At 65.7% G+C, this 23,386-nt stretch carries 25 protein-coding genes and 1 tRNA gene; 10 read left to right on the top strand and 16 right to left on the bottom strand.

Annotation, left to right across the window (positions count from 1 at the left end; all coding sequences use genetic code 11):
• Positions 1–70: 70 nt before the first annotated feature.
• The 5 genes from ACIBG0_RS30945 to ACIBG0_RS30965 all read right to left on the bottom strand — a co-directional run bounded on the left by ACIBG0_RS30945 (position 71) and on the right by ACIBG0_RS30965 (position 4,624).
• A tRNA-Ala gene (locus tag ACIBG0_RS30945) sits at positions 71–143 on the bottom strand.
• Positions 144–229: 86 nt separating this feature from the next.
• A complete protein-coding gene (gene glpR, locus ACIBG0_RS30950; protein ID WP_397037264.1) occupies positions 230–1,291 on the bottom strand; it encodes a gephyrin-like molybdotransferase receptor GlpR in 1,062 nt (353 codons plus the stop codon).
• Between the two features lie 326 nt (positions 1,292–1,617).
• Complete coding sequence (locus ACIBG0_RS30955) at positions 1,618–2,268, bottom strand: GNAT family N-acetyltransferase (protein ID WP_397037266.1); 651 nt, start codon at positions 2,266–2,268, stop codon at positions 1,618–1,620.
• 12 nt (positions 2,269–2,280) lie between these two features.
• Complete coding sequence (gene glp / locus ACIBG0_RS30960; RefSeq protein ID WP_397037268.1) at positions 2,281–3,540, bottom strand: gephyrin-like molybdotransferase Glp; 1,260 nt, start codon at positions 3,538–3,540, stop codon at positions 2,281–2,283.
• A 127-nt stretch (positions 3,541–3,667) separates the two neighbouring features.
• Positions 3,668–4,624: a UTP--glucose-1-phosphate uridylyltransferase gene (locus tag ACIBG0_RS30965; protein WP_397037269.1), complete on the bottom strand. Its 957-nt coding sequence runs from the start codon at positions 4,622–4,624 to the stop codon at positions 3,668–3,670.
• Between the two features lie 86 nt (positions 4,625–4,710).
• Between ACIBG0_RS30965 and ACIBG0_RS30970 the strand changes: the two genes are divergently transcribed.
• The 4 genes from ACIBG0_RS30970 (at position 4,711) to mscL (ending at position 6,994) form a co-directional block, all read left to right on the top strand.
• The gene (locus tag ACIBG0_RS30970) at positions 4,711–5,298 is read left to right on the top strand and encodes a 5-formyltetrahydrofolate cyclo-ligase (RefSeq protein WP_397037493.1); all 588 of its coding nucleotides are present in this window, start codon (positions 4,711–4,713) and stop codon (positions 5,296–5,298) included.
• 69 nt (positions 5,299–5,367) lie between these two features.
• Positions 5,368–5,667, top strand: a complete 300-nt coding sequence (locus ACIBG0_RS30975) for an FmdB family zinc ribbon protein (RefSeq protein ID WP_397037271.1) — start codon at positions 5,368–5,370, stop codon at positions 5,665–5,667.
• A gap of 111 nt (positions 5,668–5,778) precedes the next feature.
• Positions 5,779–6,477 (top strand): SAF domain-containing protein, encoded by a 699-nt coding sequence (locus ACIBG0_RS30980; RefSeq protein WP_397037273.1) that lies wholly within the window; start codon positions 5,779–5,781, stop codon positions 6,475–6,477.
• Between the two features lie 109 nt (positions 6,478–6,586).
• Positions 6,587–6,994 (top strand): large conductance mechanosensitive channel protein MscL, encoded by a 408-nt coding sequence (gene mscL / locus ACIBG0_RS30985; RefSeq protein WP_397037275.1) that lies wholly within the window; start codon positions 6,587–6,589, stop codon positions 6,992–6,994.
• 132 nt (positions 6,995–7,126) lie between these two features.
• Here mscL and ACIBG0_RS30990 read toward each other — a convergent pair whose 3' ends face one another.
• The 9 genes from ACIBG0_RS30990 to ACIBG0_RS31030 all read right to left on the bottom strand — a co-directional run bounded on the left by ACIBG0_RS30990 (position 7,127) and on the right by ACIBG0_RS31030 (position 15,376).
• Positions 7,127–7,798, bottom strand: a complete 672-nt coding sequence (locus tag ACIBG0_RS30990; protein ID WP_397037277.1) for an MspA family porin — start codon at positions 7,796–7,798, stop codon at positions 7,127–7,129.
• A 148-nt stretch (positions 7,799–7,946) separates the two neighbouring features.
• Complete coding sequence (locus ACIBG0_RS30995; RefSeq protein ID WP_397037279.1) at positions 7,947–8,621, bottom strand: MspA family porin; 675 nt, start codon at positions 8,619–8,621, stop codon at positions 7,947–7,949.
• 312 nt (positions 8,622–8,933) lie between these two features.
• Positions 8,934–9,602 carry an MspA family porin gene (locus ACIBG0_RS31000; RefSeq protein WP_062986512.1) on the bottom strand — a complete coding sequence of 223 codons (669 nt, stop codon included), beginning with the start codon at positions 9,600–9,602 and terminating at the stop codon, positions 8,934–8,936.
• Between the two features lie 62 nt (positions 9,603–9,664).
• Positions 9,665–10,333: an MspA family porin gene (locus tag ACIBG0_RS31005; RefSeq protein ID WP_397037281.1), complete on the bottom strand. Its 669-nt coding sequence runs from the start codon at positions 10,331–10,333 to the stop codon at positions 9,665–9,667.
• Positions 10,334–10,827: 494 nt separating this feature from the next.
• A complete protein-coding gene (locus ACIBG0_RS31010; protein WP_397037495.1) occupies positions 10,828–11,013 on the bottom strand; it encodes a hypothetical protein in 186 nt (61 codons plus the stop codon).
• The gene (locus ACIBG0_RS31015; protein ID WP_157187336.1) at positions 11,014–11,508 is read right to left on the bottom strand and encodes a molybdenum cofactor biosynthesis protein B; all 495 of its coding nucleotides are present in this window, start codon (positions 11,506–11,508) and stop codon (positions 11,014–11,016) included.
• A gap of 80 nt (positions 11,509–11,588) precedes the next feature.
• Positions 11,589–13,013, bottom strand: a complete 1,425-nt coding sequence (locus ACIBG0_RS31020; protein WP_397037283.1) for a S1C family serine protease — start codon at positions 13,011–13,013, stop codon at positions 11,589–11,591.
• Between the two features lie 188 nt (positions 13,014–13,201).
• A complete protein-coding gene (locus ACIBG0_RS31025) occupies positions 13,202–14,674 on the bottom strand; it encodes an ATP-binding protein (protein WP_397037285.1) in 1,473 nt (490 codons plus the stop codon).
• 15 nt (positions 14,675–14,689) lie between these two features.
• The gene (locus tag ACIBG0_RS31030; protein WP_397037287.1) at positions 14,690–15,376 is read right to left on the bottom strand and encodes a response regulator transcription factor; all 687 of its coding nucleotides are present in this window, start codon (positions 15,374–15,376) and stop codon (positions 14,690–14,692) included.
• 357 nt (positions 15,377–15,733) lie between these two features.
• Here ACIBG0_RS31030 and ACIBG0_RS31035 point away from each other — a divergent pair, with 357 nt between their 5' ends.
• From ACIBG0_RS31035 to ACIBG0_RS31055, 5 genes are all read left to right on the top strand, one after another.
• Positions 15,734–18,538 carry an ATP-binding protein gene (locus ACIBG0_RS31035; protein ID WP_397037288.1) on the top strand — a complete coding sequence of 935 codons (2,805 nt, stop codon included), beginning with the start codon at positions 15,734–15,736 and terminating at the stop codon, positions 18,536–18,538.
• Positions 18,535–18,942, top strand: coding sequence for a roadblock/LC7 domain-containing protein (locus ACIBG0_RS31040; RefSeq protein ID WP_397037289.1), 408 nt, complete (start codon positions 18,535–18,537; stop codon positions 18,940–18,942). The genes ACIBG0_RS31035 and ACIBG0_RS31040 overlap by 4 nt, the downstream gene beginning before the upstream one ends.
• A 7-nt stretch (positions 18,943–18,949) precedes the next feature.
• Entirely contained in the window at positions 18,950–19,324 is a 375-nt protein-coding gene (locus tag ACIBG0_RS31045; RefSeq protein ID WP_040695427.1) for a DUF742 domain-containing protein, read from the top strand.
• 88 nt (positions 19,325–19,412) lie between these two features.
• Positions 19,413–19,970: an ATP/GTP-binding protein gene (locus ACIBG0_RS31050; protein ID WP_040695543.1), complete on the top strand. Its 558-nt coding sequence runs from the start codon at positions 19,413–19,415 to the stop codon at positions 19,968–19,970.
• Positions 19,963–20,799 (top strand): hypothetical protein, encoded by an 837-nt coding sequence (locus ACIBG0_RS31055; RefSeq protein ID WP_397037290.1) that lies wholly within the window; start codon positions 19,963–19,965, stop codon positions 20,797–20,799. The genes ACIBG0_RS31050 and ACIBG0_RS31055 overlap by 8 nt, the downstream gene beginning before the upstream one ends.
• A gap of 19 nt (positions 20,800–20,818) precedes the next feature.
• Here ACIBG0_RS31055 and ACIBG0_RS31060 read toward each other — a convergent pair whose 3' ends face one another.
• Positions 20,819–21,631, bottom strand: a complete 813-nt coding sequence (locus ACIBG0_RS31060) for a VOC family protein (protein ID WP_397037292.1) — start codon at positions 21,629–21,631, stop codon at positions 20,819–20,821.
• Positions 21,632–21,756: 125 nt separating this feature from the next.
• Here ACIBG0_RS31060 and ACIBG0_RS31065 point away from each other — a divergent pair, with 125 nt between their 5' ends.
• Entirely contained in the window at positions 21,757–22,761 is a 1,005-nt protein-coding gene (locus tag ACIBG0_RS31065) for a glycoside hydrolase domain-containing protein (protein WP_397037294.1), read from the top strand.
• Positions 22,762–23,212: 451 nt separating this feature from the next.
• Here ACIBG0_RS31065 and rpmF read toward each other — a convergent pair whose 3' ends face one another.
• Positions 23,213–23,386, bottom strand: coding sequence for a 50S ribosomal protein L32 (rpmF, locus tag ACIBG0_RS31070; protein ID WP_397037296.1), 174 nt, complete (start codon positions 23,384–23,386; stop codon positions 23,213–23,215).

Raw genomic sequence — 23,386 nt, forward strand, 5'->3', positions numbered from 1 at the left:
GGTGTTGATGGGCACTGTTGATGGACCATTCAATGGTGCCAGAACAGAGCCCTGACCTGCAGGAAAATTGTGGAGCTAAGGGGAATCGAACCCCTGACCTTCTCGATGCGAACGAGACGCGCTACCAACTGCGCTATAGCCCCGTGCGGCTCCGGGGAACCGCGCTGTGACACTGTATCAGGCGGGGTGGGCAGACTCCGAATCGTGCCGTTGATCTGGGAAATACATGTCAAGCTCCGGCGGCGCGGCGAATGTCGCCGGTGCTGCGACGCAGGGCGCGAGCGGTGGCGGGGTCGAAGGTTTCGAGATGTTCGAACATGGGGTCTTCGTCGTCCACCTCGATGAGGACGGAGCGGCGGCGCAGGGCGCGGGCGGTGTCGCGGTCCATGACGCGCTGTTGGGCGCGCTGCTCGGCCTCGCGTTCGGCCTCGATGTGCTCGCCGCGGCTGCGGGCGAGGCGGGCGAGACGACGGCGGCGGATTTCCTCCTCCATGCGGACCTGCTTGCGTAGGTATGCCAGGTAGCTCACCAGAACGAGTGCGGAGCCGCCGCAGCCCCACCAGAACATCGGGCTCAGCGCCACCGAGAGTCCGCCGAAGGCGAGGGCAGCCAAGACGAGGCCGAGCACTGCGCGCTGACGGAAGGTGTAGCGCGCCGCGCGCGCGATGGCGTCGGCTTCCGGGTCGAAGCCGCCGCGGCCGCGCCGGGTCGGCACGAAATCCGAATCGTCGGAGCCGGATTCGTCCAATCCAGCGGGCGCCGCCGTCCGGGCCGGGGGGATTCGGGCACCGGTCGATTCGGTGTGCTCTAAAGCCACCCGGTCATCATCGGCGCTCACCCGTTGCTTCGCAGCCGTTCGGGCCGTTGCGATTTCGGCATCATCGGAATCGGCGGCATCGAGTTCTTCGGCATCGTCGGCGAATTCAGCCTCCGCACTGTCGAATTCATCGCTTTCGGCATCGGATATCGCCGACTCGGCTTCGGGCGGGGTGTCCGCGGGATTGTCGTCCTCGGTGACCTGCTCGTCGGCCGGTGGGGCCATCCGGTCCTCCGCATCATCGCTGTGGGAAAGCTTTCTGTGCACTCGGGTCGGCCGGTAATCCGGATCACTGTCGTGTCCGGCGGCCGGGCCACTCTTCGTGCGCCGCTTGGAGCCTCCGCGGTGCAATACGCGGGTCGCCAACGCCGCGTCGGTCGTCTGCCTGATCCTGGGGTGCCGGTCGGCCAGGATTGGGAACAGCACGAAGACCCAGAGCACGACCAGGCCAATCCACAGGATCGAATTCGGCATCCCGCCTCTGCACCTCCGTCCCCACCGCATCGTCCGCTCGGCCTTTCGACCGGGTCGCACCGCGCCCCGTCGCGGTGCGTTCGCTCGCCGCAAAACGCCTCGGACGGACGGACGCCCGGCCGCCGTGAGGTGTATTCGGCACTGCCTCACAGGCTGGATGCCGGGGGCGCGCGACGCACCTCCGACGTCCGTAGGTTAATTCCGTGTCGCACCAAGTTCGGTCAGGCGCGCCGTGCACATACGCCACACCTGTCACAGTTCCACCATTTGCGCCGCGCGTCGAAAACAGCCGGGCGCGTCTAAAACAGCACGGACGCACAGGGAGTTCAGGGCAGCGTGACCCGCCCATCGCGGACAAGTCGATCGATGACGGTCCCCGCCAGCTCCTCGACGGTGATGCCGACCAGCAGGTGATCACGCCAGGCCCCGTCCACATCCAGGTACCGCTTCAGCAGCCCCTCCTCGCGAAACCCCACATTGCGCAGAACCGCTTGACTGGCCAGGTTTTCCGGCCGCACGGTCGCCTCGACCCGATGTAATCCGACCGGCCCGAAGCAGTGGTCCAGCCCGAGCGCCAACGCGGCCGTCGCCACACCCTTCCCACCGGAATCCTTGGCCACCCAATAGCCGATCCACGCCGAACGCAGTGCGCCGCGCACGATATTGCCGATGGTCAGCTGCCCGCTGAACGCGCCGTCGACCTCGATCACGAGCGGAATCATGGCCCCGCGCCTGGCCTCGGCCTTCAGACTCGACCACAGTGACGGCCAGTTCGACGTGTGGTTGCGCGCCTCCCACGCACCGCGCCCGGTCGGCTCCCATGGCTCCAGATGCGCCCTGTCGCGCAACCGGATCCGGCTCCATGCCGCCGCATCGCGCAACCGCACCGGACGCAATGTCACCTCCCCTGCCGCGACACGCACCGGTCCAAGATGCGCGGGCCAACCGGGATGCTGGGTGGCCCGGAACACATTCATCGTCTCCACGCCTCAGCCACGCTGTGCGAGAAATGCGACGCGGACCTCGTCACCGGTTCTGATCTCGGTGTCGTCCGGGTCGATCACGATCAGACTGTTCGCCTCGGCCAGCGTGGCGAGCAGATGCGACGAACCCCCGGTGCCGCCGCCCAGCGGCTGCACAAGGTAGTCGCCGGTGGCCTCGTCGCGCATGAGCTGGGCGCGCAGGTAACCCTTGCGTCCGGCCATCGAGGTGATCGGCGTGATCGTTCTGGCGCGAATGATCCGACGCATGGGATGTCTGCGACCCAATGCGATGCGGATCAACGGTCGCACCATGACCTCGAAAACCACCAGTGCCCCAATAGGGTTCGACGGCAGGAGAAAGGTCGGCACCTCGTCGCGCCCGAGTCGGCCGAAACCCTGGACGGAGCCGGGATGCATAGCGACCCTGGTGATTTCGAGTTCGCCGAGACCGTCGAGCGCCTCCCGCACCTGCTCCGAAGCCCACCCGCCGACGGCACCCGCGATCACCACGACCTCGGAGCGAACCAGCTGCCCCTCCACCACATCGCGCAGCCGCCGCGCATCCGAACTCACGATGCCGACGCGGTTCACATCCGCGCCCGCATCGCGCGCGGCGGCGGCCAGCGCATAGGAATTCACGTCGTAGACCTGGCCCGGTCCAGGCGTGCGATCGATATCGATCAGCTCGCCGCCCACCGAGATCACCGACAGTCGTGGACGCGGATGCACAAGCACTTTGTCCTGACCAACCGCGGCGAGCAGACCGACCTGCGGCGCACCGATGATGGTGCCCGCACGCACCGCGACATCGCCGGGCTGCACATCGTCACCGATGCGCCGGACATAGTCGCCGGATCGCACCGGCTCGTACACCTTGATCCTGGCCCGGCCGCCATCGGTGAAATCCAAGGGCAGCACGGCATCGGCCAGCGTCGGCAGCGGCGCACCGGTATCGACCCGCACGGTCTGGCGCGGCTGTAATCGGATCGGCTGCTTGGAACCGGCGACCACCTCACCGACCACGGGCAGCGTCAGATCGACCAATTCGCCGTCCTCGTCGCGGATATCGGTGCCCGCCGCGGACACATCGACGCTGCGCACCGCGTAGCCGTCGATGGCGGCCTGATCGAAGCCCGGCAGCGGCCGCTCGGTGACGACATCCTCAGCACACAGCAGGCCTTGCGCCTCGGAGATCGCGACCCGGACCGGCCGGGGCGCGACCGCCGCGGCCGTCACCTTGATCTGCTGATCCTCAACCGAGCGCATCCAGCCCTTCCTGATCTCTGTCGCACCGACCCGATTCCGCAACCGCACAACCGAACCCGCGCGACGAGGGTGAACCATCATTCGTACCCGACGGTCCACTATCGGCGAAACCCGACGCCCGCGCCTATCAGTCGTAGGTCGTCAGCTGTGGGTCCCAGTCCGCACTGAGCCGATGCTGGAGCCACTCCCGCAGGGCGGGGCCGTATTCCTCTCGTTCCAAAGCGAAATCGACCGCAGCACGAAGATAACCGCCCGGGTTGCCCAGATCGTGGCGCGACCCACGGTGGACGACCACGTGGACCGGATGGCCCTCCTCGATGAGCAGTGCGATCGCATCGGTGAGTTGTAGCTCGCCGCCGGTGCCCGGTTCGATCCGACGCAGCGCGTCGAAGATCGCGCGATCCAACAGGTATCGGCCCGCGGCCGCATAGGTCGACGGCGCGTCCGCGAGCGCGGGCTTTTCCACCATTCCGTTGACCCGCAGCACATTCGGGTTCACCGCATCCGGCACGGGCGCGACATCGAAGACACCGTAGGCGCTGACCTCATCCTTGGGAACGTCGATGGCGCACAACACAGTTCCGCCTCGCTTGCGCCGGACCCGGCTCATCACATCGAGCACGCCACACGGCAGCACCAAGTCGTCGGGCAGCAGTACGGCGATGGCATCCTCGTCGTCATCGAGGGCGCTCTCGGCCTGGGCGACGGCGTGGCCGAGGCCGAGCGGCTCGTCTTGGACCACCGAGGTGACATCCAGCAGCGCGGGCGCCTTGCGCACCTTCTCCAGGAGCTGGAACTTGCCGCGCTCGGCGAGCGTGCTCTCCAGCACCAAGTCCTCTACGAAGTGTGCGACCACGCCGTCTTTACCCGGCGAGGTCACGATGACCAGCCGCTGCGCACCTGAATCGGCGGCCTCCGTCGCGACCAGCTCGATGCCGGGAGTGTCCACCACCGGCAGCAACTCCTTGGGCACGGTCTTGGTCGCGGGCAGGAACCGCGTCCCGAGTCCGGCCGCGGGCACGACGGCTGTGCGGAAACACGACACGACCGCTCCGTTCGCGGATTGTCCGGCCTTTGCTGTCATACGCCTACCCTATCCATCCGTCACCGGCCCGAAGTCGCCATCACGCCGACTCGGGTCCCGGTGAGCTTAAGGTGATCACTGTGGAGATGCCCGGCGAGCGCGACAAACATGCCTGGCGGGCGGAAATAACTGCTCGACGGGCCGCGATGACCAGGACGGACCAGGAAACCGAGGCGCGTGAGCTAGCCCACAGTGTCGCTGGACTCGACGTGCCCGCATGGGTGTGTGCGTACGTGCCGATGCGCGACGAACCGGGATCGACCGCGATGCTGACGGCACTGCGCGCGGCTGGCGCGCGGGTACTGCTGCCGGTCACCGGGCCACCGGGCCCCCTGCAATGGGCCGAATTCGCCAGCACCGATGATCTGCGGAGCGCCAGATTCGGACTGCTGGAACCCGCGGGCGAGGTGCTCGCCGATGCGATCGCGCTGGCGGAGCTGATCCTGGTCCCGGCTCTGGCGGTCGATCGCCGCGGCGTTCGGCTCGGCCGCGGCGCGGGGTACTACGACCGGACCCTGCCCGCGGCGCGGTCGACAGCGCGGCTGATCGCGGTGGTCCGCGATGACGAACTGCTCGACCGGCTCCCCGAGGAACCACACGATCTGCGCATGGGCTGGGCACTCACCCCGCATGGCGGACTGCATCGTTTGGGCAGCGATGGGGCCGCGGAATGAAATACCGATTAGCGGTGTTGGCACTGTCGGCTGTAGAGTGCCAGGTTGACGAACCCTGCGGAGGATCCAGTGCCAACTTATTCATATGCGTGCACCCAGTGTGACAACCGCTTCGACATCGTTCAGTCCTTCACCGATGAGGCGCTGAGCGTCTGTTCGGAGTGCTCTGGCAAGCTGCGCAAGCTCTTCAACTCGGTCGGCATCGTGTTCAAGGGCAGCGGTTTCTACCGCACCGACAGCCGCGGCGGCTCCTCGACCGCCAGCGAGCCCGCGAAGTCGGACAGCGGTGCGGCGAGCAGCTCCACATCGAGTTCGGATTCCGGCTCGTCGAGCAGCTCCAGCAACACCAGCACGGCCATCGCCAGCTGAGTTCTGCCTGGGCAGCGGCAGCCCTGCGGGAGTTATCCCCAGGGCTGTCCTTATCCACAGGGCAGCCGTTTCTCGGGCGAGTCGCGGTGCTGGTGACCATAGGCTCCCGGCATGGCTCCCCTGGGCATCATTCCATCGGTCAGGACCCGATCGTTCGTCGATCTCGGCCGCGGCGACTCGCTTCGCTCGGCCAGCTGGAATAGGCCGCCATGGGCGGACGCGCTGCTCGCGCGACGCCTGCTCGCCGCCGCCCTGACCGCACTCGCGATCGCCCTGTTCCTGCGCGGTGATCCCGGTAGCGCACGCACACAAGTTGTGGTCGCCGGACGCGATCTGCCGCCGGGTCATCTGCTCGAAGCGACCGATCTGCGCTCGACACCTCTCGAATCCGGCACCCTGCCCGCGGGCGCGGTCGACGATATCGCCGTTCTGGTCGGCGCGACGCTGACCAGCGGAATGCGCACCGGCGAGGTCTTCACCGATCTGCGCATTGTCGGACCGCGACTGGCGGCGGTCGCCGCCGGTGCGGGCGATGCCCGCATTGTGCCCATTCGGCTGGCCGACACCGCGGTCGCGGAAATCCTGCGGGCGGGTGACCGGGTGGATGTCATCGGCGCCGAGGAGCAGAACGGCCCCGGCACACGGCCCGCCCGGCTGCTCGCGATCAATGCCGCGGTCGTGTTGGTCTCCGGTCCCGGCGATCGGCGCGGAGCGCCCGAGCGCGTGGTGTTGGTGGCGATGGATGCCGAACACGCCACCGCGGTGGCGGCCGCCTCGCTGCGCATCGCCCTGACCGTGGTTTTTCATTGAGCAATGTTGCCGAGCATTTGCCATCAAGGTCAACTAGCATCAGTCGATACGGCAGCCCGAACCGCCGAGCACAACTTGTCAGCTCCCACCCGAAGAGGAGATATCGGCAATGCTCAAGGGTTTCAAGGAATTCCTACTCCGCGGAAACGTCGTCGACCTGGCAGTAGCCGTGGTGATCGGTACCGCGTTCGTCGCGATCGTCACCGCGTTCACCAATGGCATCATCAATCCGATTCTCGCTGTCTTCGGCGAGCGGGACGACATCACCATCGGTTTCCGGTTGGTTGCCGATAAACCGGCGACCTTCGTGGAGGTGGGCCCGCTCATCACCGCGGCCATCAATTTCGTGATCATCGCATCGGTGCTGTATTTCGTGCTGGTACTCCCCGCACTGCACGCGAAGAAGCGGTTCGGCACCACCCCGGATACCAAACTCAGCGATTCCGAGGTGCTGATCGAGATCCGCGATCTGCTCGCCGACAGCCAGAGCAGCGGAGGCGGGCGTCACGAATTCTGAATCGAATTCCGCTGTCCGACAATATGAACTCCAAACTCGACTGCGCCACAATCGCATAGGGTAATCCCTGCGCCACAAGGCAAACGGGCCCGTCGCATGCGACGGGCCCGTTCACATATTCGAGTGGAAGACTCAGCCGAGACTGAACGGCTGGCCCCACAGGGTGGTCCAGGTGATGACATTGTCCGTCTCCACCTCGACGCTGACGAACGAACGCGCCTGCGCGTAGCCACCACAGCCGCTGAGACCGATCGTCTCATCGGCCCAGGTGACCGAGCCGCTTCCGCCCTTGAACTTATTGCGCTTCTTGTGTGCCTCATTGCCGAAGTCGTCGGCCTGCTCGAGGTCGAGCACGTAGAACGACTGCGCCTGGCCTGGCCCGAGACTCAGATTAGCGCCGCTGCTGGCGCTCACCTTTGGCTTGACGTTCTGGCTGTCGCTCCAATCCAAGCCGCCGGTGACGCCGCCTTCGGCACCGCCGCCGTCGATATTCACTTGGCAGGCAACGACATAGCCTGGGAAGATCGCGCCATTCCAGCCATCGGTCACCTCGACCTGCGCGCTACCGGACACCCACGCATTGCGATGCACCGGTGTCGCGCCCATGGATGGATTGATATTGGCCGATTCGCCGACCAGCCGGATGGTGAGAACCGTTCCGTCGGATAGCGTTTTGACTATTTGGCCGCCTGGCAGCGGAACGAAGGTGTCGGCATTGGCCGCACCGGTGGACAACAGGCCCAGCGCCAGCGCGGCGGCGCCGCCGAGCCCGGCCACGCGCGCCACAAACTTACGATCGATCATGATTGGTACTACCCCTAGCGATTGAGTTCGATGAATTCGATTCGGCGAGTGGAGATTCGATAGATCCCCGCGGCGTTGCCGTCAGGCCTGGAGGCGGCAGCATGCGCAACCACGTAGGGCCCAGGAACGCCGCAAGTCGGACACCCGGTCAGCCGATGCTGAACGGCGCTCCGTACAGGGTGACCTTGGAGTAGTTGTCGCCGATGATCTCGACAACGGTGTAGGCACGCGCCTGGGCATAACCCGCGCAGCCCTGGATCTCGATCTCCGCATCCTGATATTCGACCGAGTAGCGCCCCGGCTTCAGAATGTCCTTGTAATCGATTTGAACGAACTTGACATCGCCCGGGCCGAGATTGAGCCCGATCGACCCACCGAGCGAACCGCCCGAGAGGTTGATCCCGCCGGAAACACCGGCCGAGATGGCGTTATCGGCGATGCTGACCTGACAGCCGACGATATAGCCGGTGCTCAGCTGCGATGCGCCGTGCGTAGATGAGTTATTCGTACCCGGCGCCCCGGAGGCGCCGTTATTCGGGCCGATGGTGCCCTCGGGAGTGATGGATACATCGGCATTGGCGTTACCCGAGACCCACACGACTCGGCCCGCGCCATTGGCGGCCAAAGATGGTGAAATCAAGGCGTGTTCGCCCATCCGGCTGACGGTCACGCCCGGGCCCAGCTTCTGGCCGTCCGGCAACGGCACAAAAACATCGGCGTTGGCAGCGCCGGTCGAAAGCAGGCCCATCCCAGCAGCGGCGGCGACAACGGCGCCCGCGATGCGGACACCTCGACGCAGACCGCTGGTGCGGTTCTTGCTCATACTTCCCCTCATCGGATTCTAGCGGTCGTCCTCGGGGTACCGAGGCCGAAAACCCCTTTCATGCCGACACCACTGGCTGGAAAGACATTGGCCAGCAAGCGATTTTGCCGACAATCTCGTCGGTGGACGATCTTGGGTGCGCCCAATATTAGTGGTTTGCGCCGAATCCCTGTGAGATTTCGCACATGTTACCGTTCGATCCGCTACGATCTGCGAATTTCGCTGGATGCTAAGGGGTTTCACAACGAAAAACGGGCCCGTCGCGAATGCGACGAGCCCGCTCGGGTTTTCAGGGTTCGATGCCCCTGCCGATCAGCCGAGGCTGAACGGCTGGCCCCACAGGGTGGTCCAGGTGATGACGTTGTCGGTCTCCACCTCGACGCTGACGAAGGCGCGAGCCTGGGCGTAACCGGCGCAGCCGGTCAGACCGATGGTCTCATCGGCCCAGGTGACCGAGCCGCTGCCGTTCTTGAACTTGTTGCGCTTCTTGTGCGCCTCATTGCCGAAGTCGTCGGCCTGCTCGAGGTCGAGCACGTAGAACGACTGCGACTGGCCGGGGCCAAGGGTGAGATTGGCGCCACTGGTCGCGCCGACTCCACCGGTGACGGTGTCACCGCTCCAGTCCGCGGTGCCTTCGACACCACCGGTGGCGCCGCCACCGGAGATGTTCACCTGGCAGCCGACCGTGTAGCCCGGGAAGATCGAGCCGCCGCCGTCACCGGATACGGAGACCTGAGCGCTACCCGAAACCCACGCGTTGCGGTGCAGCGGGGTGGAGCCCATGGACGGGTTGATGTTGGCGGATTCGCCGGTCAGGCTGATGGTAACCACGGTGCCGTCGGACAGCGTCTTGGTGATCGAGCCACCCGGCAGCGGTACAAAGGTATCGGCGTTTGCGGCGCCGGTGGAGAACAGGCCAAGAGCGACAGTGGCAGCGGCGCCGACACCGGCCACCCGTGCCACGTTCTTACGGTTGATCATGCTGATAATCCCTCGAGGGTTGATTCGCTTGAGCGAGAAGAATATTCGTGGATTGACCGATGTCAGCCGATGCTGAACGGCTGCCCGTAGAGGGTGGTCTTCGAGTAGTGGTCACCGATGATCTCGACAACCGTGTAGGCACGCGCCTGGGCGTAGCCAGCGCAGCCCTGGATCTCGATCTCGGCATCCTGGTACTCGACCGAGTAGCGACCCGGCTTCAGAATGTCCTTGTAGTCGATCTGCACGAACTTGACCTCGCCCGGGCCGAGGTTCAGGCCGATCGAACCGCCGAGCGAACCGCCCGAGAGGTTGATGCCGCCGGAGAGACCGGCCGAGATGGCGTCGCTGGCGATGCTGACCTGGCAGCCGACGATGTAGCCGGTGCTCAGCTGCGATGCGCCGTGGGTCGAGGAGTTGTTGGTACCCGGGGCACCGGAGGCGCCATTGTTCGGGCCGACAGTGCCTTCCGGCGTGACGTTGACATCGGCGACGGCGTTACCCGAAACCCAGACCACACGGCCGGCACCGTTGGCCGCCAACGAAGGCGAAATCAGGGCGCGCTCACCGGTACGGGTGAGCGTCACATCGGGGCCGCTCTTCTGGCCGTCCGGCAACGGCACGAAGGTATCGGCATCGGCAGCACCGGTCGAAAGCAGGCCCATGGCCACGGCCGCGGCAGCGCCGACGCCCGCGATCCGGGCACCGCGGCGCAGGGTGCGGTTCTCGCTCATACTTCCCCTCATCAGGTTCTAACAGTCAACCTCGACCATCGAGGCTGGACGTTGGTCCTCTCAGGCCCAGCTCAGTTTGTGCCCCGATTGTTGCCGGTATGTAACCGGCTGTTATTTCGGCGCAACGGTCAGTGCTGGCATCGGAACCGAGCCGGGTTCCGCCGAGTCGGCAAACGTACGTGCCGCACCCGGGCCCGTGAGGTCCAGCAGCGTGGGTGGCTCGTGGCGAGATTAAACCGACCAGTAACGGTCTGGCAACGTAAGTTTTCGTTAAGATCAACGTGATCTAGATCACATCGCCTCAAATGCTCATATTGCTTGACGTGCATAAACGCGAAGCAAGCGCCACTCGAACGCACCCATAGTCGCAACCATGCCGTTGGTAACTACGGGTCAGCCCCGTACTTGAAGGTCAAGCAAACTTAAGCGTGAGGGATTCACAGTGGATGAAGGCGCGAGCCCGAGAGATCGTACGTGACGGGACCGTAGATGAATCATGACCCGTGATGGGGTGGCACCTGCGACCGGAGCCAGTCGTCGGATAACGATTCGGCATCGTCACCGCGCTCGTCACTGGTTGTCTCCGGGAGGACCTCACCGAAAATTTTTGCCAGACGCGCCGAGTCCCTCGCCCGGCGTGTCGCCGGACGAGGGTCGTCGGAAGGGTCCTTGGCGGTAATTTATTCCGCCAATCCGGACAGCTCGCCGATTACGCGGCTGGCGAGCGGACCGAGGGTTGCCATGCCGTCGCGGACCGCGGCCCGGCTGCCCGGCAGATTTACCACCAGTGTGCTGCCGGAGATGCCGGCCAGACCGCGCGAGAGACCGGCATCGAGCGAACCAGCGACGCGACCAGAGGAACGCAGCGCCTCGCTGATCCCGGGCAGTTCCCGGTCGAGCACCTGCGAGGTGGCCTCCGGGGTGACATCTCGCGGGGACATACCGGTGCCGCCGACGGAGATGACCAGGTCGACACCGCCGATCACCGCGGTGTTGAGCGCATTGCGGATCTCCACCTCATCGGCCTGGACCGATACCGAAGCGTCCACCAGGAAACCCGCCTCGGTGAGCAGCTCGGTGACCAGCGGCCCGAGCGAGTCCACACCTCCATGCGCCGTTCGATCGTCGACGACCACCACCAGAGCACGCCCCGCCACAGGAGCATCGATTTCCATGTTGGTAACCGTAGCGTCCAGATCGACGAGGTGGGCGTCGACTCCCGGTCGTGCCGACAATCCGCCGGGCAGCACCCGCATCATCGGCCACCGTCCGCGGCCGCACCGGAGAGCGTCACATCGACTGTCTTGGGGTTGTTGCCTTGTTCATCGGTGTAGGTGACCTTCACCTTGTCTCCTGGCTGATGGGAACGGACCGCGGCGATGAGTGCGTCACCCGAGTCGATGGCTCGGCTGTCCACCTTGGTGATGATGGCATTGGCCGGAATGCCCGCCTTGGCGGCCGGACCGTCCGGCGTCGCCTCTAGCACCCGTGCCGCGGAGTCTTGCGGGCGCAGTTTGATGCCGATCTGGGCGTAAGTGGCGTGACCGGTCTTGATCAGTTCGTCGGCGACCCGGCGGGCCTGATCGACCGGGATGGCGAAGCCGAGGCCGATGGAACCGCTCTGCTGACCGGTCGCCTCGCTGCCGCCGAGGCTGGCGATGGCGGTATTGATGCCGATGAGCTTGCCGTTGGCGTCGACCAGCGCGCCACCGGAGTTGCCAGGGTTGATCGCGGCGTCGGTCTGGATCGCGTCGATGACCGGCTGCACCTGGCTCGGGGTGCCCTCACCGTTGGTGGAAACCGGACGGTTGAGCGCCGAGACGATGCCCGTGGTCACCGTGCCCGCCAGCCCGAGCGGCGAGCCGATGGCGATGACCGGCTGGCCGACCGCGAGATTCGACGAGGTGCCCAGCTCGATCGGGGTCAGTCCGTCCTTGCCCTGCACCTTGATGACGGCCAGATCGGAGACCGGATCGGCGCCGACCAGGGTGGCCGGTGCGGTGCTGCCGTCGGCGAAGGCGACCTCCATCTTGGCGTTGGCGCCGCCGCCGGAGGCGACATGGTTATTGGTCAGGATCAGACCATCCGAGGACAGCACCACACCGGAGCCCTCGCCCTGTGCACGGTTGCTGGCGACCTTGATCATCACCACACTCGGCAGCACCTTCTGTGCCACCGCCTGGGTGGAGCCGGCCGGTGCGTTGGCGACATTGCTGACATTGGGCTTCGGTGCGTCCAGCGCATTGGTCACCGTGGCGTGCCCGTTATCGGTCCGGGTGACCAGCGAGCCGACCGCGCCACCGACGCCACCGCTGACGAGTGCGAGCGCGACCGCGCCGACGACCAGGCCGGTGCGGACCGGGCGGCGGGCGGGTTCGGGCTGGGGCTCGGCGGCGAATGCGGCGCCGGGATACGGCCCGCCGGGTGGGCGCGGCGGCGCGTAAGACGGCTGGGCGTATTCCGGGCCGGTTTCGGGACCCGGGAACTGCTGAGTCGAGTTCTGCGACATGCGTTGATGCCAGATCGTTGGATGTGGTGTCGGTTCCTGAGGTCGGTATCCGGACCGCGCGTAGGACTGCCCCGGCGCGACGACCGGGATGTCCTGGGTCGGATGCGGACCGGGCGCGGTATCGGCGTGATCCGGCTGCGGCGTCACGCCTTCCTTGGAATCCTCGGTCATTTTTCTCCTTACGTCTCCGACCAGCTTGGCGACGACGACTGAGAGCGAACTGAGACCCCGCTTTCAGTTTTCCGAGATATCGGCGAACGGACCGGAACCGGCCTTCCCACCTTCACTCGGCAATACCATACGGACCGAGGCGCCAACACGCATCGCGCTGCGGTATCACGGCCGGGTCTCGAAGGGCGTCAATCGGTTACGGAGTCGACGGCCCCGTCGAGCATGGTCGCCGCACCCGGCAACACGATCCGGACCAAGGCGCCGCCGCGCTCGGAGGTCTCGATGGTGATCGTGCCGCCGTGCTTGGTCACCACCTGTTTGACGATCGCCAGACCCAGCCCCGAACCAGGCATGGAACGCGATACCGTGGTCCGATAGAAACGGTCGAACACCAGCTCGCGCTCGGCGACCGGAATGCCGGGTCCGGCGTCGTCGACGTCGAGCTCGAGCAACCCGCGACCGGTTTCGCGCATGGTGACCTTCACCTGCGCGCCCGCCGGACTCCACTTGGCGGCATTGTCGAGGACATTCAGAATCGCTCGCTCCAGGCCCGCCTCGTGGCCGTATACGAACCAGGGCTGCAACTGCGCGGCGAATTCGATGGAACCGCGCCGGCGCCGAGCCCGCTCCAGCGCACGCTCGGCCACCTCGCCGAGATCCACTCGCTCGTAAACGGTTTCGGGTGCGTCCTCGCGGGCCAGATCGACCAGATCGCCGACCAGGGTCGACAGTTCCTCGATCTGAGCCATCACATCGGCACGCAGCTCGGCCATATCCTGCTCGGGAATCTGCGGCGCGCCAGGGCGACTGGAGGCGATAAGCAATTCCATATTGGTGCGCAGCGATGTCAGCGGGGTGCGCAATTCATGTCCGGCGTCGGCGACCAATCGACGTTGCCGATCACGCGATTCGGCGAGAGCGCGCAGCATTGTGTTGAAGCTCTCGGTGAGCCTTGCGAGTTCATCGTCACCCGTCACCGGAATAGGTGTCAGATCGTCGGTGCGGGCCACCCGCTCGGTCGCCGCGGTGAGTCGTCCGATCGGGCGCAACCCGGTGCGGCCGACCGCGGTACCCGCAGCCGCTGCCAGCACAACGCCACAACCGCCGACGACGAACAACAACCAGGCCAGCCGGTCCAATACCTCGCGGGTCGGTTGTAACCGCTGCGAGACGACCAGCGTCGCACCGGAATGTGTCGGCACCGCGAGTACACGCTGATTACTCACCGTGCGCAGTGATGACGGCAGCTCACCGTTGGCGACCGCGAGTTCCTGGGTGCCGACCGGTGGAATCGTTTGCTGTGGCGGCATATACGCCTTGTCTTTCGCGTATATCAGCGCAACTCCGACATCATTGGAGTACAGCCCCGCCAACACGATGGACTGAAAACCCAAACTGTCGAAGTTATTGTTGATCATGGTGTTCGCGCGCGCCTCGAGTTGCGCGTCCACATCGGCGTTCAGGGCGCGGGCCACCATGGCATAGGCGGCGATCGAGGTGACGGCCACCGCGATGGCGACCACCGAGGCCGCGAGCAGAGTGACCCGCCAGCGCAGGGAGACCGATCTGGTCAGGGGCATGGGCGGGCGCATATCCGGCGGTTCCGGGGGATATGCGCCGAGCGCCGCGACGACTTGTCGCTTGGGATTGGTTCTGGCCATGGGGTGTCGACTCGCCTACGGGGGTGTTTCGCGCAGCACGTAGCCGACACCGCGCACGGTGTGGATGAGCCTGGCCTCGCCTTCGGCCTCGGTCTTGCGACGCAGGTAGCCGATATAGACCTCCAGCGCATTGCCGGAGGTCGGGAAGTCGTAGCCCCAGACCTCCTCGAGGATGCGGCTGCGGGTCAGCACGCGGCGCGGATTCGCCATCAGCATTTCCAGCAGTGAGAACTCGGTGCGGGTGAGGCTGATCGACCGGTCCGCACGAGTCACCTCGCGGGTTACCGGATCCAGCGACAGATCGGCGAACTTCATGGTCTCGGAAACCTCGCCGGGATCGGCGGCCCGACGGCGCAACAACGCGCGCAATCGGGCCAGCAATTCCTCGAGTGCGAATGGTTTCGGCAAATAATCATCGGCGCCGGCATCGAGTCCGGCTACCCGTTCGGAAACCGAATCCCGCGCCGTCAAAACCAGAATCGGCAGATCGTCTCCGGTGCTGCGCAAGCGTCGGCAAACTTCGAGCCCATCCATCCGGGGCATCATCACATCGAGTACGAGTGCATCCGGTCGCTGCGTGGTTGCTTTCTCCAGCGCGTCCACACCGTCGACCGCGAGATCGACGGAGTAGCCGTTGAAGGTCAGTGACCGGCGCAGCGATTCCCGGACGGCACGATCGTCGTCGACCACCAGAATGCGCATGCCCCCAGTTTGACCGCATCGACTGAGAGTCGACTGAGAGCACGCCGTTCGACACGCCGCGCCAGCATCGATGCCGCCACTAGGGGCTGGACGAGCGACCAGCACTTTTGTGATCACGTACAGATCTCGATGGAAACCGGCAACCGATTTGGGCGCCGAAACCCGTTCTGAGTAGCCATATTCGAGTGAATTACAGAGCGACTGCCCCAGATTGCCGTTAGTCACTCTGCGCGGTATGTTCCCTGCGGTAAAAAGAAGACCTCTAGTTGGTTCTCAGCGGGTTGAATCAAAACCGAACAGCCACGCGCCATCCGGGGGCACACGTGCAAGCTCGTGAAGCGGAGGCAACGGAAGCGGATGGAAGCTGCACCGCGGTCCTGGCAATTCAGTCTGTCCAACTGGTCGGTCACTCGCAAGGTTGGCATCGTGCTGGTCCTGCCCGTGCTGCTGGCCACCGTCTTCGCCGTGCTCCGTATCAACAATGAACTGCGCACCATGTCCCAGTTGGACGCGGCGACCGAACAGGTCATCATCATTCGCCCGATCGTCAAGTTCGGAACGGCCACCGAACAACTCGCGGTCGCGGCGACCGCCTCCTGGGGTAACACCGCGGATCCGGCGACCGACGCGGCATTGACGAAATTCGATCAGGCACTCGCCGATCTCGAGGCCGGAATGCGCACGACCAAGGTGAGCACCCGGGTCACCTCCGAATTGGCCTCGGCGGTGGCCACTGGCACCACCATGCGCAATAGCCTGCGCAACGGATCGCCGATGATGGTCGGTGAGCAGGCCGATGAGATCGCGGTGCGCATCGGCAACGCCTACGCCCTCTCGCCCTCGGTCGAGGACCTCGTCATCCAACGCTACTTCCTGCAGATCGGCGCGATTCAGAACGCGCGACGCGTGCTCACCCAGCAGCGCATGATGATCGGCTCCCCCGATGCCGCCCGCAATCCGAGCGTGCGCGCGAAGGTGCTCACCTCCGCCGGCGCCGAGATGACCATGATCAATACCTACGGCATCATCCTGCCGGACAATGCGCCGAATATGCGGCCACTGCTGGACGCGGTCGGCGTCCGCCTCGGCGCATTCAGTCAAAACGGCGGGGATCCGACATCGAATCCGGCCGTACTGGATTCACTACAGGTCAGCTCGGACACCTACGAGAAGACAACCAATTCCCTCGCCGACACCATCGATAAGGCGCTGGCGCACCGGACCACCGAGGCGCAGACCGGTGCGCTGCGCGAGACCACGATCGTCATCGGCATGCTGCTGGCCGGTCTGGCGCTCGCCCTGGCCGTCGCGCGCACCCTGGTCGTCCCGGTGCGCAGGCTGCGTCGCGACGCGCTCGAGGTCGCGCACATCAAACTGCCCGACGAACTCGCGGTAGTGCGCAGCGGTGGGGCGACCCCGGAGATCACCCCGGTCGGCGTGCACACCACCGACGAGGTCGGCCAGCTGGCCCGCGCCGTCGACGAAATCCACGAGCAGGCGCTGAATCTCGCCGCCGATCAGGCCCGACTGCGATTGCAGATCGGGAATATGTTCGAAACCCTTTCCCGCCGTAGCCAATCCCTTGTCGAACAGCAGCTTTCGCTGATCGAGGATCTGGAACACGACGAGGACAACGCCGAACGGCTACAAAGCCTGTTCCGCCTCGACCACCTCGCCACCCGCATGCGCCGCAACGGCGATAACCTGCTGGTGCTCGCCGGTACCGCACTACGCCGCGGACAACTACATCCGGTACCGCTATCGGACATGCTCTGGAGTGCGGTCTCCCAGGTAGAGGACTACCAGCGGGTCGAAATCGGCGCGGTGCCCGACGGCATCGTCGCCGGTGAGCCTGCTGTCGATATCGAACATCTGCTGGCCGAACTGATCGATAACGCGCTGCGCTACTCCCCGCCGACCACACCGGTCGCGGTGATGGTGGCGCGCGCCGTCGACGGCGGCTATCTGATCGAGATCACCGATCGCGGCCTCGGCATGTCGCTGGAGGATCTGCAGCTCACCAATGACCGGCTGGCCTCCGGCGGTGAGGTCACCGTCGAAACCGCACGCCGCATGGGCCTTTTCGTCGTCGGCCGACTCGCCAAGCGGCACACCATCACGGTGAGCCTGCGCCGCACCTCGACCATGGCACAGCAGCCAGGCATCACCGCAAGCGTGCACCTGCCCGGCGCATTGGTCGCGCCTCCGCTCGATGCGACCGATCCGAACCAGCGAGCCATTATCGAGGCGCAGACCATGGCCTCGCTACCCACTCCCTCGCAACAACAGCCGCCGCGCACGCTGGTGCCGGTGCCGAGCCTGCCGCAGCGTGAGCCGTCCCGGTTCGCGGTCACCAGTTCCGGTCTGCCCCAACGTCGTCCGACCATGCGCGTCGCCGACGCGCCTGAGATACCGGTACCCGGCGACGATCACACCGAAACCTCGGTCGACGTATTCGCGGAGAATCCGAGCGGCCGTCGCGGCGCGGACGACCGGCCCCGCATCGCGCCGTTCGGGCCGCCGACTCCAGCGGATGATCCTGTCACCGGGCCGAATTCGGTCGTCGATGTGGAACCGCAGACGTCCGTCGGCGCGGTCACCGATCTGTGGGCCGAACAGCCCGACGAACCGATGCACACCGGATCGAACCCGATCGTCTCCCCCGAGCCCGCGCAACCGCATCAGACCGGGCAGCAGCCCGCCGTGCGGCCGCCGCTGCCGACCAGAAGGCCGGCCGCCGCAACCGAACCCGAGCCGACCTCGACTCGACTACAGCCGGTCTCGGCCGAATCCGCGAACAACACCTCGACCCGACTACAGCCCGTGCAGGGCGAAACGCCGACGCCGATCTATCAGCGGATGGTCTCGGAGTGGTTGGTCGAGCCCGCGACGTCGCAAACCTCGCCGTCGGCGTGGACCTCCCCCGCCGATGCGGGCTGGACGGCCGCCGAACAGGCGAGCCATCCGACCGCCGAGGCCCGAACCGTCGGCGGACTGCCGATCCGCAGGCCAGGAGCGCAATTGGTGCCCGGTGGCCTCGCGCCGGTCGAGGAACCCGGCATACGTGATCCGGAGGAGATCCGGAACAACCTGACCAGGCATCTCAGTGGGGTCCGCAGCGGGCGGGCCGAAGCGCAGTACAACGACGGAGGGCTTGTATGACCAACCCGAATGGCACCACGGACGAGAACCTCAACTGGCTGGTTGCCCGCTTCACCAAGGATGTGCCCGGAGTGTCGCATGCGGTGCTGGTGACGGCGGACGGGCTGCTGCAGGCGACCAGCCCGAATCTACCCGCGGACCGCGCCGAACAGCTTTCCGCGGTAACCGCGGGTCTGGCCAGCCTTTCCACCGGAGCGGCATCGCTGTTCGACGGCGGCAAGGTGATGCAGTCGATCGTGGAGATGCAGCGCGGCTACCTGTTGGTGATGAGCGTCGGCAACGGGTCGCACCTGGCCGTGCTCGCCAACAAGTCGCACGATATCGGCCGGATCGGCTACGAAATGGCCCTGCTCGTCGACCGGGTGGGCACGGTGGTCACGGCCACCGCCCGGACAGCCGTCTGATCCAACGATGTCGAGTCCATTCGGCCACGGACCGAACCGGCCGACCACCCGCGTAAGACCGTACGCCCTGACCTCCGGGCGTACCGAACCCGCGGTCGACCTACCGCTCGAAGCGGTGATCGAAACCCTGTCGTACACTGCGCATCTCGATTGGCCGGCGGGCGATCTACGCACCGAGATCCTGCGGCTGGGCACGCACCGGCTGTCGGTCGCCGAGATCGCCGCCCACCTGGATCGACCGCTCGGCATGGTCCGGGTCATGGTCGGTGACCTCGTCGTCGACGGCGCGCTGCGCGTGCATTCGACCCTGACCGACGAGGCGAGCTTCGACGAGCGCCGTTCCCTGATGGAGAGGACTTTGCGTGGACTCCGTGCCCTATAGGCAAGGCGGAAATTACGGGCAGCCCGGCAACTCCGGATCCGGCAATACCGGACCCGCCGAGGCCGACACTCGGGTCGCCTCGACCAAGATCGTGGTCGCGGGCGGCTTCGGCGCGGGTAAGACGACCTTCGTCGGCGCGGTCTCGGAGATCGTCCCACTACGCACCGAGGCCATGGTGACCCGCTTCTCCGATGGTATCGACGATCTCGCCGATACGCCGGATAAGGAAACCACCACGGTCGCTATGGATTTCGGCCGCATCATCCTGCCCGGCAACCTGGTGCTGTACCTGTTCGGCACGCCCGGCCAGCGCCGCTTCTGGTTCATGTGGGACGACCTGATCCGCGGCGCCATCGGCGCGGTGGTGCTCATCGACACGCGACGGCTGGAAGACAGCTTCGCCGCGGTCGACTTCTTCGAGGCACGCAAGCTGCCGTTCCTGATCGCGGTCAACCGTTTTCCGGACGCACCGCGTTTCCCGATCGCCGAACTGCGCGAGGCGCTTTCGGTGCGCGAGGGGGTGCCCATCGTGGATATCGACGCGCGCAATGCCATGGAGGTCCGCCAAGCGCTTGCGGCCGTCACCGAATACGCGATCGCCCAACTGAAGGCGCTCGAATTGGAAGGAACCGCCCGACATGCATGACGTCCGGTTGTTCGCTGCGGCGGACAACGGCGCTGCGGTGGACCAGTTCTCGATGGGGTACTGGGTCGCCGCACTTTCCTTCGGTGTTTCGGTGCTCGGCGCCGTGGTCGGGCTGGCCTGCGTACTGCACGCGGCGCGCTCATCCCGGTTCCGGTTGGTGTGGGTGACCTCGGCCGCGGTGGCGCTCGGCGGGGTGGGGGCCTGGCTGTCGACCTCGGTCGCGCTGCTCGGTCTCGATATTTCGGGTACCGCGGCGCGCTTCGATGGCGGCAAGATGATCTCGGCCATGGTGACATCGTTCGTGGCGGTATTCGTCGCGCTGATCATCATCGGCCGTCGGTTGCAATTGGCCAGACTCATCCCGGGCGGGCTGGTCATGGGCTTCGGCATCGGCCTGACCCTGTATCTGGGACTCGGGGCCATCCGCATCCAGGGTTCGGTCGATATCTCCCCGTGGCTCGCGGCGGTCGCGATGGTGGTCGCGCTGATCACCGGTGTGGGCACGCTGTGGTCGTTCCAGGCGCTGCACGGCTTCCTCGCGCGAGCGGCGACGGTGCTGCTGTTCGCCGCCGGTGTGGCGGGCATGTATTACGCGGGAATCGCGGCCCTCGACCCGACCATCGATTCCACCACGAAGGCACCGGACGGACTCACGCTGTTCGAATTCGTCTTCCCCATGTTCGTCATCGGATCGCTGGCGCTGACGATCCCGATCAGCGCGGTGCTGATCGCACCGGATCGGCGCGAGACCGCGGCGGCGCTCGAGGCCAAGCGCCGGGCCGAGCTGCGGTCGGACCGGCCGAGGTCCGAGCTCCAGTCGGTGCGCTGAACCGACCGGAGCTCGCTGGTCAGGCCTTGGGTGCGGGCATCTGCCCGACGGTCTTGCTCGGATCGATGATGCCGATCGCCTCGCCCTGCGGACCGGCGATGACAGCCGAGCGTCCGGCGGGTGAATCCGCGATCGCCTGCAGCACCCGGCCACCCAGTTCCGTGGCCTTCGCGACGCCCGCGTCCACATCGTCGTGCTGGAACCACACCAGCCAGTACGAGGGCATACCGTCGGCGGGCCTACCGGACTCGTCGGCGATACCACCGACGCCCTCGGTTCTGGTCGGCGGGGTGAACACCACGTACCCGGCGTCGCCGAAGTCGAATTCGGTGTAGCTGAAGCCGAATACGTCGCTGTAGAACTTCTTGGCCGCCTCGAAATCGCGGGTATGCAGTTCATTCCAGCCGTAGGCGCCGTGTTCGTTGTAGACGGCCGCGCCGTTGTGGCCGCTCGCCTGCCATACCGCGAAGACCGCGCCGACCGGATCGGTCGCGACGAACATCCGGCCGAATTCCATGACATCGAACGTCGGCACGATCACCTCGCCACCCGCTTGCTGCACCTTCACCGCGGTGGCATCGGCGTCTTCGACCGCGAAGTAGGTGGTCCAGACCGACGGCGTGCCTGGCATCGACACCGGTTTCGGACCGATTCCGGCCACCGGCGCGCCGGCCTTCAGTGCCATCAGATAGCCGCCCGAATCCGGTCCGGTGTCCTGGATCTCCCAGCCGAACAAACCCGCGTAGAACTGCGCTGCCTTACCCGGATCGTCGACCTGACAGTCGATCCAGGCCGGTGTTCCCTCGGGCCATGCCTCGTCGCGTATGGGCATCGGTCACCTCCGTTTCTAGTGAATAGGCACCTCCACGGACCCAGTCAACCACCGGGCACCGCCAGTTTTGGCGGGTTCGGCAATGCCGCCGATTTCGGCCGCCGACACCCCCTACAGTGAGAGATATGCGTTTGGGGCTGGACTACGCGGCGGGCCGTCCCGGCGGCGCGGCCATCCGAGCGGCCGGTTTCGATTTCGTCGTGCGCTACCTCTCCGAGGGCGGTCCGACCCTACCCGGCAAGCAGTTGACCCCGGCCGAGGCCGATGACCTGCGGGCCAACGGCATCTCCATCGTGTCGAACTGGGAGACGACCGCGGCCAGGATGCTGGACGGCTACGGCGCCGGAATCATCGATGCCCGTGCGGGTTTGACGCAGGTGCTGCGCTGCGGCGGGCGCAAGGATCGGCCGATCTACTTCTCCGCAGATTTCGATTCGACGCCGCAGGATCAGGTCGCGATCAATGGCTATCTCGAAGGCGCGGCTACCGTGCTCGGCGCCGCGAATGTGGGTATCTACGGCGGGTTCTGGTCGATCAGCAGGGCACTGGACGCGGGCGTCGCGAGCTGGTCGTGGCAGACCGATGCCTGGTCGGGCACCAATGTGGAGACCAGGCGCAATATCCGTCAGACATTGCGGCAGGTGGTCGTCGGCGGCGTGCTCTGCGATGTAAACGAATCCGAGACAGTAGATTTCGGCCAGTGGGACTTCGTACGGGAGGAACCGGATGTGACCCCGGAACAAGAGGCAGTGCTGCGCGATATCCAGATCCAGCTGCGCGGTCCGGAGCTGTCCGGTTGGCCGCAGCTCGGCACCGATGCGCAGGGCCGCTATCGCAGCCTGGTCGATGGTGTGGCGGCGGCACTGCAGCGGATCAAGGAGCTGGAGGACGAATCGGCCGATTTGCGTACGCAAGTCGGCGAATTGCGCACGGAGATCAGCGAACTCGAAGCGACCACCGCTGATCTGGTCGAGGAGGTCAAGCGGTTGGAAGGACCGCATTGGCCGTGGCCGCTCTCACTGATCGAGGGCCCGGCCGATTTCGTGGGCGAACAACTGGCCCGACTGGAGTCCGTTTTATCGGACTTGCCAGGTTTGCCCGGTAACCGGGAAGTGGGGAAATCGGCTTAGCTGCCGGAAGTTTGGCGATGAGCGGGTTCCCGGAGATCCGGTGAACCGGGGTTCCGAGAACCCGCCCTCCCGGATGAGGGTACCGGCGCGAGAGCACGAAATCATCACTGCGCCAGGACTTTTACGGACACGAAAAACCAACTCACAGTACGTAATTGAAGAAATAGCTATCGCAGCGCAATCGAAGTATTGCGAAATTGCCATGTTGCGCGCGCTAGCTAGATAGCCAACTAATTGCCACAGTGCCGAGCGGGTCGCGATCGAGACCGCAGCGATGGCGTCAACGCACCATTCCGGTCGATCAACCGTCGGTCCCCTACGTTCGGTCACACCTCAGCAGCGCACGAGTTATCGTCGGCTCGCACATTCCGGTTCGTTCGACGGAGTTCGCATCGCTTTGCGGCGGCCCGGCAGATACTTTCGGCCGGGCCGCCGTTCGTTCGAGCGCGTATCAGATCCGTTCCGGATCGATGAGTCCGCGCCGCACCGCCTGCACCAAACGGCGCGGCACCTTGTGTACGGCCCCACCGACAGTGACCGGCACCAAGTCCGGCGGGGTCGCCTTCCACTGCGAGCGGCGGGAGCGGGTATTCGACCGCGACATCCTGCGCTTGGGCACCGCCAT

The sequence above is a fragment of the Nocardia sp. NPDC050630 genome, assembly GCF_044457245.1.
Lineage (GTDB): Bacteria > Actinomycetota > Actinomycetes > Mycobacteriales > Mycobacteriaceae > Nocardia.